Annotated in this window: 10 protein-coding genes and 1 pseudogene; 3 read left to right on the top strand and 8 right to left on the bottom strand. The window is 56.1% G+C overall.

Annotated elements, in window-relative coordinates:
* Positions 1-67 precede the first annotated feature (67 nt).
* From RO22_RS06400 to RO22_RS06375, 6 genes are all read right to left on the bottom strand, one after another.
* The gene (locus RO22_RS06400; RefSeq protein ID WP_022520449.1) at positions 68-1,189 is read right to left on the bottom strand and encodes an ABC transporter ATP-binding protein; all 1,122 of its coding nucleotides are present in this window, start codon (positions 1,187-1,189) and stop codon (positions 68-70) included.
* Positions 1,190-1,370: 181 nt separating this feature from the next.
* Positions 1,371-2,249, bottom strand: coding sequence for a carbohydrate ABC transporter permease (locus RO22_RS06395; protein ID WP_009287309.1), 879 nt, complete (start codon positions 2,247-2,249; stop codon positions 1,371-1,373).
* Complete coding sequence (locus RO22_RS06390) at positions 2,242-3,168, bottom strand: carbohydrate ABC transporter permease (protein WP_041157867.1); 927 nt, start codon at positions 3,166-3,168, stop codon at positions 2,242-2,244. The genes RO22_RS06395 and RO22_RS06390 overlap by 8 nt, the downstream gene beginning before the upstream one ends.
* Before the next feature lie 93 nt (positions 3,169-3,261).
* On the bottom strand, positions 3,262-4,521 hold the full coding sequence (locus RO22_RS06385; protein ID WP_022520451.1) for an ABC transporter substrate-binding protein: 1,260 nt from the start codon (positions 4,519-4,521) through the stop codon (positions 3,262-3,264).
* Between the two features lie 111 nt (positions 4,522-4,632).
* The gene (locus RO22_RS06380; RefSeq protein WP_022520452.1) at positions 4,633-6,144 is read right to left on the bottom strand and encodes an ATP-binding protein; all 1,512 of its coding nucleotides are present in this window, start codon (positions 6,142-6,144) and stop codon (positions 4,633-4,635) included.
* Positions 6,141-6,866 carry a response regulator gene (locus RO22_RS06375; protein ID WP_009287305.1) on the bottom strand — a complete coding sequence of 242 codons (726 nt, stop codon included), beginning with the start codon at positions 6,864-6,866 and terminating at the stop codon, positions 6,141-6,143. Before RO22_RS06375 ends, RO22_RS06380 begins: the two co-directional genes overlap by 4 nt.
* Positions 6,867-7,146: 280 nt before the next feature.
* Between RO22_RS06375 and RO22_RS06370 the strand changes: the two genes are divergently transcribed.
* Positions 7,147-7,929: a hypothetical protein gene (locus RO22_RS06370; protein WP_022520453.1), complete on the top strand. Its 783-nt coding sequence runs from the start codon at positions 7,147-7,149 to the stop codon at positions 7,927-7,929.
* Positions 7,930-8,123: 194 nt separating this feature from the next.
* Here RO22_RS06370 and RO22_RS06365 read toward each other — a convergent pair.
* Positions 8,124-9,424: pseudogene (locus RO22_RS06365) on the bottom strand (IS1380 family transposase).
* A 129-nt stretch (positions 9,425-9,553) separates the two neighbouring features.
* On the opposite strand from RO22_RS06365, the gene RO22_RS24655 reads away from it, so the two are divergent.
* Positions 9,554-9,694 carry a hypothetical protein gene (locus tag RO22_RS24655; protein WP_158414233.1) on the top strand — a complete coding sequence of 47 codons (141 nt, stop codon included), beginning with the start codon at positions 9,554-9,556 and terminating at the stop codon, positions 9,692-9,694.
* A gap of 221 nt (positions 9,695-9,915) precedes the next feature.
* On the opposite strand, the gene RO22_RS06360 is transcribed toward RO22_RS24655, so the two are convergent.
* Positions 9,916-10,713 carry a Cof-type HAD-IIB family hydrolase gene (locus tag RO22_RS06360; protein ID WP_022520455.1) on the bottom strand — a complete coding sequence of 266 codons (798 nt, stop codon included), beginning with the start codon at positions 10,711-10,713 and terminating at the stop codon, positions 9,916-9,918.
* Positions 10,714-10,886: 173 nt separating this feature from the next.
* On the opposite strand from RO22_RS06360, the gene RO22_RS06355 reads away from it, so the two are divergent.
* Positions 10,887-12,827: an exoribonuclease II gene (locus RO22_RS06355; protein ID WP_041157866.1), complete on the top strand. Its 1,941-nt coding sequence runs from the start codon at positions 10,887-10,889 to the stop codon at positions 12,825-12,827.

Genomic DNA, 12,827 nt, shown 5'->3' with positions numbered 1-12,827 from the left:
CAAAAGAGGCCCCCTGCTGAAACCAGCAGGGGGCCTACTATTTCACAACAGGTTCAAGTCAAACCGCTTACGCAATACGCTGCTCGGTCTCGGCATCAAATAGAATCGCTCTGCCCATATCAACACGTAGCGATAAGCGCTCCCCTGCAACCACTGCGCATTTAGGCCCAACACGGGCGGTAACTTCCTGTTCGCCCAGGGGTAAACGCAGCAAGATATCCGCCCCGGTAGGTTCTACCACCGCCACACTGGCGCTCAGCAGCGTTCCTTCGGCTTGGGACGTTAACCGCTCATCCTCTTCGCTGAAGTGCTCCGGACGCAGGCCAAGAATCACCGGCTGATTCAACCGCTCGGCCATATCTGGTGCGATGCGCTCCTCCGGCCAGGGTAGCACCAGCTCATCCTCACCTGGCGTGGCAATCCTCAGTTGATACCCACCGTTATCGTCCTCCAGTGTGGCGCGAATGAAGTTCATCGACGGCGAGCCCATAAAGCCAGCCACAAACATATCCACCGGGTTGTTGTAGACCTCATCCGGCGAGCCGAGCTGCAGAATATGGCCGTCGCGCATCACCGCAATGCAGTCGGCCAGGGTCATGGCTTCGACCTGGTCGTGGGTGACGTAAACAATGGTGGTGCCCAGGCGCTGGTGGAGCTTTTTGATCTCGGTGCGCATATCCACGCGCAGTTTGGCATCCAGATTAGAGAGCGGTTCGTCAAACAGGTACACCTTTGGCTCCCGAGCCAACGCACGTCCCATGGCTACACGCTGACGCTGCCCGCCGGAGAGCTGTGCAGGCTTGCGTTCCAGCAGGTGGGTAATTTGCAGTAGATCGGCTACCCGCTCCACCGCGGCTTCCCGCTCGGCTTTGGGCACCTTGCGCATCTCCAGCCCGAAGCTGATGTTCTGGCGTACAGTCATGCTGGGGTAAAGCGCGTAGGACTGAAATACCATGGCGATATCCCGATCCGCGGGGGTGCGCCAGGTTACGTCTTCACCATCGATATAAATATTGCCGGACGTCACTGGCTCAAGCCCGGCAATGGCGTTCATCAGCGTGGACTTACCGCAGCCTGACGGCCCAACCAGAATCAAAAACTCGCCGGAATCGATGGAGATACTAACGTCTTTGAGCACCCGCTCGCTGCCAAACTCTTTACGCACGTTGTGGATTTCTAACGCTGCCATAATGAAAATCCTATTCTAAAGCGACTGACAAACTCCATTCATCTGGGTTGGCCAGAAGCAGCCCTCCGCGGGGGCGCTGTGAACCCATCCCTGGGCGCTACTTTCGCCATCCCTGGCGAAAGACCCCCGCTACGGGCTGCTTCTGACCTTCTAGAAATGGTTGCCACTCACCTAGTTGTTATTAGCCTTTAACGGAACCGGCTGTCAGCCCGCGTACGAAGTATTTTCCCGCCAGCACGTACACCACCAGAGTGGGCAGCGCGGCAATCATCGCCGCCGCCATATCCACGTTGTACTCGCGAACGCCGGTGGAGGTATTCACTAGGTTGTTTAGCGCCACGGTAACGGGCTGGGTGTTGTGGGCTGAAAACGCCACGCCAAACAGGAAGTCGTTCCAGATTTGGGTGAACTGCCAAATCACTGAGACGACAATAATCGGAGCCGAAACCGGTAGTAGAATGCGCCAGAAGATGCGGAAAAAGCCCGCGCCATCCAACTTCGCCGCCGATACCAGCTCGTTGGGGATACCCACGTAGAAGTTGCGGAAAAACAGCGTGGTGAAAGCGATGCCAAAGACCACGTGAACCAGAATCAACCCGGCGCGGGAGCTGGAGATCCCCAGCCAGCCGAGGGTTTGCGCCATGGGCAACAGCACCACCTGGAAAGGAATAAAACAGCCAAACAGCATTAGCGCGAAGACTAATTCAGAGCCTTTGAAGCGCCATTTGGTCAGCGCATAGCCGTTAAGGGCTCCGATAGTGGTTGAGATCAGCACCGCTGGAATCACAATCGCAAAGGAGTTCCAGAAGTAGCCGCCAACGCCATCGCAGCGCATGCCGGTACAGGCTTCACCCCAGGCTTTTGTCCACGGCGCGAAAGTGGGATTTTGCGGAAACGAGAGCAGCGACCCGGCACTGATTTCGCTCAGCGGCTTCACCGAGGTCATCAGCATGACCACCAGCGGTAGAATATAGAACAGCGCGGCGAGTATCAGCACGCCATAGAGCAGGCCACGGCCCAGCCGCGCAGCGGGCGTCTGACGACGAATCACATTAGCCATGCTTGCGGCTCCTTAATTCGGAGTAGAGATAAGGAATCAAAATCGCCAACACGCCGCCCAACATCAGCATGGCGCTGGCAGAGCCCAAACCTATCTGCGCCCGGGTAAAGGCGTGGGCGTACATAAAGGTGGCGGGTAAATCGGTGGCATAGCCAGGCCCACCGCCGGTGAGCGCAACGACCAGGTCAAAGCTCTTAATGGCAATATGGGCCAAAATCATCACCGCGCTAAACACGACTGGGCGCAGGCAGGGCATCACTACGCGCCAATAAATGCGCGGCAGGCTAGCGCCATCTAGTTGCGCCGCTTTGATAATGCTGTCATCGATACCCCGTAAGCCAGCTAAAAACAGCGCCATCACAAAGCCTGACGCCTGCCATACGGCGGCAATCACCAGGGTATAAATCGCCATATCAGGATCGACAATCCAGTCAAAGCGAAACGACTCAAAGCCCCAGCCTTGAACCATCGCTTGAATGCCCAGCTGCGGGTTGAGTAGCCACTTCCACACTACCCCGGTAACAATAAATGACAGCGCCATGGGGTAAAGATAGATCGTACGCAGCGCGCCCTCTTGGCGAATTTTCTGATCAAGCAGTATCGCCAGCAGCGAGCCAATCGCCAGGCAAATCACCACGAACAGCACGCCAAAAATCATCAGGTTGGTCGAGGCGACCCACCAGCGCTCATTGGCCATCAGGCGTGCGTACTGACCAAAGCCGACAAAGTCATAGCTGGGCAGCATGCGCGAGCTGGTTAGCGAGAGTACGAACGTCCACAGCATGAAGCCGTAAACAAAGAACAGCGAAATTGCCACCGACGGTGCCAGCACCAGGCGAGGCAGCCACGCCTGCAAACCGCCGGATGGCGTCGACCGCTTAGCGCCAGCCCCTAAAGGCGTCGCAGAGGTATTTTTCATGGGGAGGGAATCTCTCATGGAGAAGTATCCTTGCCAAGCAACGAAGGCGCCGCCGTTGCAGCGGCGCCTGAAGAACGCTAACGCTAGAAAAGCCTAGAAAGAGGCCGCTTCGGCAGCGCTCACCATACGTTCTGCCGCTTCTTCAGCAGGCATATCGGCGTCGTTGAAGTAGTTGGTAACCACATCAAAAATGGCACCCTGTATATCCGCACGTACGGCCATACCGTGAGCCATACTGGGCACTAGGCCACCCTCTTCAGCGGTGCGCTGGAAATCAGCCAACGACTGCTGGGCACAGCTATCGAATTCGCTCATGTCCAGATCAGGCCGCGCAGGAATCGAGCCTTTGGCAAGGTTAAACGCTTCCTGGAAAGTAGGCTCAAGCACCAGGCGGGCTAACGCTTGCTGCGCTTCGCGCTCCTCGTCGTCGCTGACCCGGAACATGGCCAGACTATCGATATTGAAGGTGAACGCATCTTCGGTGCCCGGCGCTGCGGCACAGAGGTAATCTTCCCCGGCGGTCAGTCCGGCCGCAGTGAACTCCCCTTTGGCCCAATCGCCCATCAGCTGAAACCCAGCCACTCCTTCAATCACCATTGCCGTGGCAACATTCCAGTCACGCCCGGGCATGCCTTCATCCATCAGCTCGCGGGTACGCTTGAAGTCCTCAAGGGCATCGATCATTTGTTCGCCGCCCAGGGCTTCAGGGTCTAGTTCTACCAATGCCTGCTGATAAAACTCGCTACCCTGACCACCTAACAGTACGCTTTCGAAGACCGTAGCGTCCTGCCAGGATTGGCCGCCATGAGCCAGCGGTACGAAGCCCGCTTCTCGGATAGCCTCACCTGCCTCGAATAGTTCATCCAGCGTGGTGGGCATCTCTACCCCTGCCGCTTCGAGCACTTCGGGGTTGGCCCACAGCCAGTTTACCCGGTGCACGTTGACGGGTACCGCCACGTATTTGCCGTCGTGACGCATGATATCGGCCACGACTTCCGGCAGCAGTTCATCCCAACCTTCCGCATCGGCAACGCCGTTCAGGTCACCGAGCAAGCCAAGCTCACCCCACTCCTGAATTTCGGGGCCTTTGATTTGAGCTGCAGAGGGTGGGTTGCCCGACATGGCACGAGATTTAAGCACCGTCATGGCGGTTTCACCGCCGCCGCCTGCCACTGCAAAGTCCTGCCAACCGTAGCCTTCAGCTTCCATTAACTCTTTAAGCACGTTGGCAGCGCGAGCTTCACCACCGGAAGTCCACCAGTGCAGCACTTCAACTTCATTCGCTTGAGCGGTGGTGGCTAGCGTGGCACCTGCCAGAGCAAGCGCGAGGGTCGTCTTCTTAAGCGTCGACATGGAGTAACTCCTTATATTGTTATTGTCCTCTCGGACGTTCGACATCCAAGAGGTTACGCCAAGGCAAGCGTCAACGGGAGTTACCGAGTACTGCATAGTGTTGGGGTTTTATTACAAACCTGTAATAGTTTCCTGGCGGGGTAGCGAGAGAGTCACCACCAGCCCACCATCAGCATGGTTGGCGAGCGTGATATCGCCGCCATGGGCACGGGCAATATGCCGGGCAATGCCCAGCCCGAGGCCGCTACCACCCGTGTGTCGACTGCGTGAGGGCTCCAGGCGCACAAAGGGCGAAAACACCCGCCCCAATTGCTCTTCAGGTATACCTGGGCCGTGGTCACGAATACGCATGGTGACCGCGTTACCGTGATCTATTAGCTGCACATCGGCCTGCTTGCCATAGAACACCGCGTTCTCAAGCAGGTTTGCCAGGCAGCGTTTAAGCGCTACCGGTTTGACAATCAGCGGCGCGATAAGAGAACCACTTTTAATCTCGATAGTGACCTTACCACCCTGAAGGCTAAGCTCTTCGGCCAGCTCTTCGAGCAGGTGCGTTAGATCAACGGGCGCGGGTTCCTCATGCAGGTCTAAGCCTTTTACCGAGGCCAAGGCACCTTTAACCAAGCTATCCAGCTCATCCAATGAGGCGCAAAAACGCTCGCGCTGATAGTCGTCATCGAGCATCTCAGCGCGCAGGCGCATGCGGGTTAAGGGGGTCTTTAAATCATGGGAAATCGCTGAAAACAGCCGTTCGCGCTCCTCAATCTGCTCACGAATACGCCGCTGCATACGATTGAACGCCGCGGCGGTGGCGGCCACTTCTTTGGGGCCACTCTCCCGTAGTGGCGGCATATCCAAATCATCGCCCAACTGATTCGCTGCCCGTGAAAGCCGCGCCAGTGGCCGGGTCACGCTGGTAATACCCAATAGAGAAAGCGCCAGCACACTCAGCAGCACCAGTAACCCGACCAGCAAACGCTCTTCAGAAAGCCAGCGATAACCGCTGAAAATATCGGGTACGCCCAGCAGCGTGGCAACATAGAGCCAGGTGCCTGGGGCAAGCTCCAGTTGGACCACTAAAATCGGCGGCGAGAGTGGCTCCATCAGCAGGCTGTGCTGCCCCCAGCGGGGCGGTAGGTCGTAAAGCAGTACTTCGTTATTGAGCACACGCAGGTTTTCCGGGCGGGAGAACTCGACAATCACGTCGTCGATATTGAGCTGCTGGGTGAGCACCGAGCGCACATTGTTCACCACCACCTGTTTTTCCGGCCCGGAGCCGATATCGTCGATGGCCAGCCTGCGTTCGTTGACGCTAACAAAAAAGCGCGTGCCACCCATATTACGCAGCTGATCGAGCACAATATGGCGGTAATCAACGGGCAGTGAGCGGAAAAACTTCATGGTGGAGGCGATGCTAAACGCCATATTGGTGGACAGCTCATCAAGCTGTGCCAAGTGGCTGGAGCGCACCTGGGAAGTCCAGATGGCGTAGCTGGCCCCTTGGGCGACAAGCACTCCGGCGATCATGATGATCACGAAGCGCCCGCGCAGCGACGCCGGCAGCCAGCGGGCAGCTCGTCGGGATAAGCGTCGACGAATGGTTGCCCACTCCACGCGTCTCACGTTAATGCATCTACTTGGGCGGTTAACACATAGCCTGCCCCGCGCACCGTTCGAATCAACTGCGAGTGCTGGGCATCTTCACCCAGCCGTTGGCGCAGGCGGCAAACGTGGACATCAATGGAGCGATCAAGCGGCGGCGCGTCCCGCCCACGGGTAAGCGCGTATAGATCATCCCGAGTGAGCACCTTCGCCGGATGCTCTAAAAACACCTGCAATAGCTGAAAATCAGCCCCTGAAAGCGCGGCGCGCTCGCCCTGCAGGTCAATCAACTCGCGGGTCATGCGGTCGAGTTGCCAATTACCAAAACTGACCCAGCGCGCCTGCCCCGCAGGCAACTCTGGTGGAGCACTGCGGGTGCGTCGCAATACCGCTTTGACGCGCGCCAGCAATTCGCGGGGATTAAACGGCTTGCCCAAGTAGTCATCAGCACCCAGCTCCAGACCAAGAATGCGGTCGGTCTCATCGGCACTGGCGGTAAGCATGATTATCGGCACATCGCTGTGCTTTCGGACGTCACGGCAGATGGTAAAGCCGTCGTCACCGGGGAGCATTAAATCGACAATCAGCAAGTCGGGGGCGTGTTCTGCACGCAACGAATGCAGCGCTTGGGCACCGTCCGCTGTGAATACCCGATAGCCATGGCGCCCCAGGTAGTCCGCGAGCAGTTCACAAATCTCTGGGTCATCGTCGACCACAATCAAAGTAGCAGGGGTTGTCGTCATCTCAGCGGGTTCAGCCCTACGCTATTGTCGTTATTGGGCCTTGATGATGGTCGAGGAAACTGTGCACCTCAAGCCCCCTTCGACTAATGATGAAATCACCTGTGGCTACGCTATTTCTGTGTATTAATAAGAATGCTAACAAAAAAATACAATATTTACTTAATGCTTTTGTTTGCTTAGCCGATTAATAATGTAGATATAGAGCAATAACCAGCGCTTTCGTCACTATCATCGGCCACATATTGATAGCGATTAAGCAAAGCCACAAGGAGGTATTGCAATGACAATCGGTATCGGGCCATCCACTCCGGTAACCTCTCAATCTACATCGGGTAGCCGCACTCAGGGCGTATTAACAACAGGAACCGAAAAAGGCGAAAGCACGACATCGTCCTCTGGTTCATCGAAGCCATCAAGCCAACTTTCCACTTTGGCTCAGCAGTTAAGCGATAGTGCCCTGCGTGCCGAAGAGCGTGATGCCAGCCTGGATCGTAAAGCGTTAGGGCAAAAAGCCGATGCACTGCTCCAGCCAATAACTCGGGACTTTCATCTTCACCGTGCAAAATATGACGCTGAAGTACCTAACACCGATGATCCCGAGCTATTAGATAGAGCAAAACAAGCCACCTCCTTTGTCAGCGGAAGGGGCAGCAACCCCTTTAGCGGCCTGTCGCAAGATCAGCTTGCACTGATTATTTATGATGATAGCGGCACGTTTACGGCTAATGAGCGAAAAGCCGCCTGGAAAGAAGAGTATGACCAGGAAACAGCAAGGAGATTAGCGGTTATAGCTCGAGGTAAATTGGAGTATGAACAAACCGGCAAGATGACAGAATTCTTCAAAGAAGTGCTGGGTAATTACAACGAGCTGCCCCCTATCATGCAGGCACAATATCCCGACTTCTATGCCCCACGCCTTGAGCACCTGATCGAGATGGACTTCAACTTTATAACCCACCGCGCCGAAGGCAAAGGGGCACCTGAAGATATTTTTGACATACTGATGTCAAGTGACGACTTCGCCAACCTTGGTAAACGCTTTGCTAACTCAACGGTTAGTTGAAAAGAGATAATAGTAAATGCGAAGCAATTCTAGCCTGGATTTCTCATAGTACCTCAGCCAGTACCGCACTCAGGCTGTAACACCGCTAAACACCTACTGGCTCGACTTACATCGGCTACTTTTTAACCACTTTCCGTCCTTCAGACACACTTCCCCCTTTCCCCCATTGCGTCGGGCCGGGGGCGCCCGAGCAGTCAGTTCGGCACCAACCGCCTGACCAGATCGGATAGCGCCGTTTTATAGGGGTAGCTGTCACTCATCAACACCCGGATGCGGCGCGTATTGCGGAGGATGACCGCGCCTACTTTGATGAGCTTGAGCCTCAGGTTGCTTGGACTCATGCGCGCGAAGGGCGTGTGCTTCAGGTAAGTCCGTAACCGCTCGAACAGCGTATAAGCGAAGCCCGACAAGATCAGCCGCCACTGATTGGCCCACCAGTGCGTGCTGGAGGTCCGGTCAGCAAACAGGCTCAGTTGTTGATCCTTGATCCGGTTCTCCATGTCACCCCGGGCACAGTACTGCTCGTAGTAAAGCTTGAAGCCGTCATCGTAACGAGAGCTGATGATAAACCGGGGATTAGAGCCTAACTCACCTTCTTCTAGGCGGGCCACCACCCAGCGTGGGTATTTCCAGGAGCGGGCTTGATACTGGAAGCGGAACGTCCCCGCTACTTTCCCTCCCACCTGCCATTGGGTCTTGCGCACCAGCATCATGGGGACGTCCACTTCCTTGAGCAGCCGGCTGTTCTTTGCGATTCCCACGATGTAGTCGACGTGATGCCGATCACACCAGTTCAGCATCCGGGGACGACAAAAGTGGCTATCACTCGTAACACGATGCGCGTATCGGGCCAGTATTGACGGATAAAGCGTACCAGTAAGGCGAGGATCGCCCAGCTATGGCGGCTGTCGCTGCGGTCACTGGTGCGCAGATAGCTCACCAGTAAGTGGCGCCCACAGAAGACATACAGTGGGAAGTAGCAGTGGTGATCGTAATAACGGTTAAAGAACTTGCCGGGTTGCTCGCCATGCACGGGGATGTCGGTGCCATCAAAGTCCAGCACGATCTCCTTGGGTGGTTCGTCATGCTGTTCAATGAAGTGATGCCACAGCAACTCATGGGCCTTCACTATTGCTTGCCGATCGGCGTTCTGCTCCACCCGGCACAGCGTCGACTTGCCTGCCAGCGTATCCTCTTCACCGAGCGCTGTCTGAAGGGCCTGATCATAGCGCAGGGCCTCATGGTCGTTGAAATCTTCATAGCCAGCGGCGACACCGAACACCCGCTGACGAACCAACGTGTCGAGCTTATGACGAACCTGTTCCGGTGAGCGGGGATCATGAAGCACGGCGGCCAAGCGGCGTGTTAGGCGATGCTGTTTATCGACTTCACGAAGCAGGAGTAATCCGGCGTCCGACGTAATGTGGCCCCCGGAGAAGTCGGCTTCAATTTGGCGGCGAGAGAGTGGCGAGAAGGTCAGCTTTTCAGGTACCATTTTGGAAGCGGCTGTTGGTGTTGGTTTTTGGTGTAAGGCCCTGAAACGTTAACACTTTCAGCCGCTTTCTTTTATACCCTGTGAGAAATCCGGGCTAGCGCTGAGGAAGATATTTCACGCGAAGCGCTCATGGCCGACGCCAAAGCTCTCCCTCAACAGCTTAATCAAAGTCTGCTTGAGGCTTTTATTGGCAAGAACGATGAAAAACCCACTGAACGTAGCTTTATAATGAAATTGTTTGATTGGCTGAAACCACCAGCGAATAAATAAAGCGTAACGTCAGTTTTTGAACAGCTCATCAAGGGAGTTGGCGGTCAAGATCGCTCCAGACCACTCATCCAACTGCGCAGGCGTTGCTTGCTCCAGCCGCTGTTCTGCCCAAACAGGCAGCTCGCCAAATTTTAGGCCAAGCTGTTGAGCTGCTTCAGATTGACCTCAGCCCCAAGTCGCTGCAAGTGACGAAATTAAGAGCCACTAATTAATACGTAACCCTACAGCCCAAAGCGCTTTTTCAGCCATTGGGCAACGGCGGCTTCGCCATGGTGACCGATACGCTCAGCCCCGGTGACACGGTCAAATAGTGCCGGGTGAGCATTGCCCATTACCTGGGCCTCCCCGGCTAAATCGAGCATTTCGGTGTCGTTAAGATTATCGCCAAACGCTAGGCAATCGGCGGGCGTTAATCCTAACCGTTCCAGCAGTGATGACAGCGCCACGCCTTTGTTGACCCCACCGGCCATGATTTCCAGAGAATCAATCGTGGAGTAGGTGATATGAAACCCGTCGCCGTGGGCGTCTTGCGCCTGGGCTTCTAGCTGTTTTAGCGCATTTGGGTCGCCTAGATAGAGCACTTTGCCTACACCGTTAGTGTCCATTTGCGCGGGCGGCACAACTTCATAGCCAAAACCGGTAGAAGCGTGAAGTGATAATAAGTGCGGGGCCTCTGAATCAATATGCCAGCCGCTTTCGCGATAAAGGTTAAGCCGTACTTGAGGCGGGCGCGGCAGATTGATCAGCGTCTTTGCATGTTCAGGCTCAAGGTGATTAGCCGCCAGCAGAGTATCTTCGGGGTCATGAACATAGGCGCCGTTGGTGCTGATCAAGTGCGCAGGAATGTCCAACTGATCACGAAAGACCTTCATATCGTGGTAGTGGCGACCCGAGGCGAGCGCGACATGATGACCTTGCTTCACCAATGCTCTTAGCACCTCGATGGTGCTCTCGTGCAGGGTGTGGTCGCTTCCTAATAGGGTTCCATCCAGGTCAGAAACAATTAAGCGAGGTGTCATAGCGCGCTCCGTGAGTATGAATATTCAGCTTAACCGATTCCCTTGAGCGCATGTAAGCCTTTGACTCGCCATTACCAAAGCCAACATCAGGGCCAACATCGCATAGCGACAATTGGCGCAGCCTGCGGGAATCCGTATAGTGGCACCCTAACTCTCGCCAACTGATTGAGCTCATGCTTCAGAACAACGCCATGCTTGCCCAGCTCAAGCAACAGATTCGTCAAACCACCCCCCGCGCTGAAGGGGTGATCAAAGCTACTGACAAAGGTTTCGGGTTTCTCGAAACCGACGACGGTGAATCCTATTTCGTGCCGCCGCCCGCCATGAAGCAGGTGATTCACGGTGATCGCGTGGAAGGCGTGATTCACGAGAACGGTGACAAAAAGTCCATTGAGCCGGAAAAGCTGATTGAAGCGGGTCTTGATCGGTTTGTCGCCCGGGTGCAGAAGCGCGAAGGTCGCCTATCTGTCGTCCCCGACCATCCGTCGATTAAAAATATTATCAAGGCGCGGATAAAGAACAGCCTTGATGAGGACACCATTGCTGACGGCGACTGGGTCGTTGCCCGCTTGGTACGCCATCCGCTAAAAGCCGACGACCGCGCTTTCTTTGCCCAGATTGATGAGCTAGTCGCGAAAAGCGACGACCCAGCGGTGCCGTGGCGCGTCACACTTGCACGCCATGCGTTGGAGCAAGAGTGCCCCGATGCGGGCACCGACTGGCCGCTGATCGATGAAGGCCTGACTCGCGAAGATTTAACGCCCACGCCCTTCTTCACCATCGATGGTGAGAAGACCCGCGATATGGATGATGCGCTGCACGTGGCTACTCGTGCGGAAGGCGGCTGGCGGTTGAGCGTAGCGATTGCCGACCCCACCGCTTATGTGGAAGAGGGCCATGCGGCTGATTTAGAAGCCCGCACTCGCGCCTTTACCGTTTACCTGCCCGGCCAAAACGTCACTATGCTGCCAGAGCAGCTAGCGGATGACCTCTGCTCATTGTGGGAAGGCAAGGAGCGCCCTGCGCTGGCCTGTACGCTGGATATTAACGCCGACGGCAGCCTGGGCGATTACCGCTTTTTTGCGGCCAACGTTAAATCCCACGCCAAGCTCGTTTATGACAACGTATCTGATTGGATCGAAGGTCAAGGTGACTGGGCGCCCGCACAAGAAATCGCCGAGCAGCTCACCGCGCTGCGTGATTTGACCGAAGCGCGTACCGCCTGGCGTAACGAACACGCGCTGGTGTTTAAAGACCGCCCCGACTATGTGTTCGATCTCGATCCCGCCGGTAATGTCTTGGCGGTGCGCACCGAAGAGCGCCGGATTGCTAACCGCATGATCGAAGAGTCGATGATTGTGGCCAACGCCTGCTGCGCGGATTTCCTGGCCCAGCATATCGGCCACGGTATCTTTAACGTGCACCGTGCGTTCGAGCCGGAAAAAGCCGAAGCCGCCCAGGAGTTCCTGGCAGGTCAGGAAATTGTGGTCGAGCGTGAGGCGTTGACCGAGCTTGCCCGCTACACCGAGCTTAAGCGTGCACTGGAAAGCCGCGACGACGCCTGGCTGGATGCGCGCCTGCGGCGCTTCCAGGGTTTTACCAGCATGTCGGCCCAGCCCGGCCCACACTTTGGCCTGGGCCTAGCCGCCTACGCTACCTGGACGTCGCCAATTCGTAAGTATGGCGATATGGTCAACCACCGCCTGATCAAACGCGTGTTGAAAGGCGAACAGGCCCCCGCCGAAGCGACCCAGCAGCTCACCGAGCAACTGACGGAACGCCGCCGCCTGAACCGTATGGCCGAGCGCGACGTGAAAGACTGGCTCTACGTGCGTTACCTAACGCCCGCTGCGCAGAACCAGGATACGTTTGAGGCCGAAATCATGGCCATCAACCGTGGTGGTATGCGCGTTCGTCTGCTGGAAAATGGCGCGACGGCGTTTGTACCTGCTCCCTTGATGCACAGTGACCGCAGCAAAGTGGTCATTGATGATAAAGAGGGGCGTATTCAGATCGAGGGCGAAGAGCGTTATAAGCTTGGCGATCCGCTGCGCGTAGTGCTCACCGAAGCTCGCGAAGAGACTCGCTCGCTGGTGGCAAAGCCAGCTGATTGA

Origin of the sequence: Halomonas sp. KHS3 (assembly GCF_000830495.1) — a bacterium.
In the GTDB taxonomy this organism is placed as follows: Bacteria; Pseudomonadota; Gammaproteobacteria; order Pseudomonadales; family Halomonadaceae; genus Vreelandella; species Vreelandella titanicae.
The sequence above is the reverse complement of the archived record's forward strand: the minus strand, read 5'-3'. Positions and strand labels throughout refer to the sequence as shown.

Excerpts from the sequence above, each read along its gene's own strand:
- RO22_RS06400 (WP_022520449.1), bottom strand. The coding sequence starts at position 1,189 with ATGGCAGCGTTAGAAATCCACAACGTGCGTAAAGAGTTTGGCAGCGAG.
- RO22_RS06395 (WP_009287309.1), bottom strand. The coding sequence starts at position 2,249 with ATGGCTAATGTGATTCGTCGTCAGACGCCCGCTGCGCGGCTGGGCCGT.
- RO22_RS06390 (WP_041157867.1), bottom strand. The coding sequence starts at position 3,168 with ATGAAAAATACCTCTGCGACGCCTTTAGGGGCTGGCGCTAAGCGGTCG.
- RO22_RS06385 (WP_022520451.1), bottom strand. The coding sequence starts at position 4,521 with ATGTCGACGCTTAAGAAGACGACCCTCGCGCTTGCTCTGGCAGGTGCC.
- RO22_RS06375 (WP_009287305.1), bottom strand. The coding sequence starts at position 6,866 with ATGACGACAACCCCTGCTACTTTGATTGTGGTCGACGATGACCCAGAG.
- RO22_RS06370 (WP_022520453.1), top strand. The coding sequence starts at position 7,147 with ATGACAATCGGTATCGGGCCATCCACTCCGGTAACCTCTCAATCTACA.
- RO22_RS24655 (WP_158414233.1), top strand. The coding sequence starts at position 9,554 with ATGGCCGACGCCAAAGCTCTCCCTCAACAGCTTAATCAAAGTCTGCTT.
- RO22_RS06360 (WP_022520455.1), bottom strand. The coding sequence starts at position 10,713 with ATGACACCTCGCTTAATTGTTTCTGACCTGGATGGAACCCTATTAGGA.
- RO22_RS06355 (WP_041157866.1), top strand. The coding sequence starts at position 10,887 with ATGCTTCAGAACAACGCCATGCTTGCCCAGCTCAAGCAACAGATTCGT.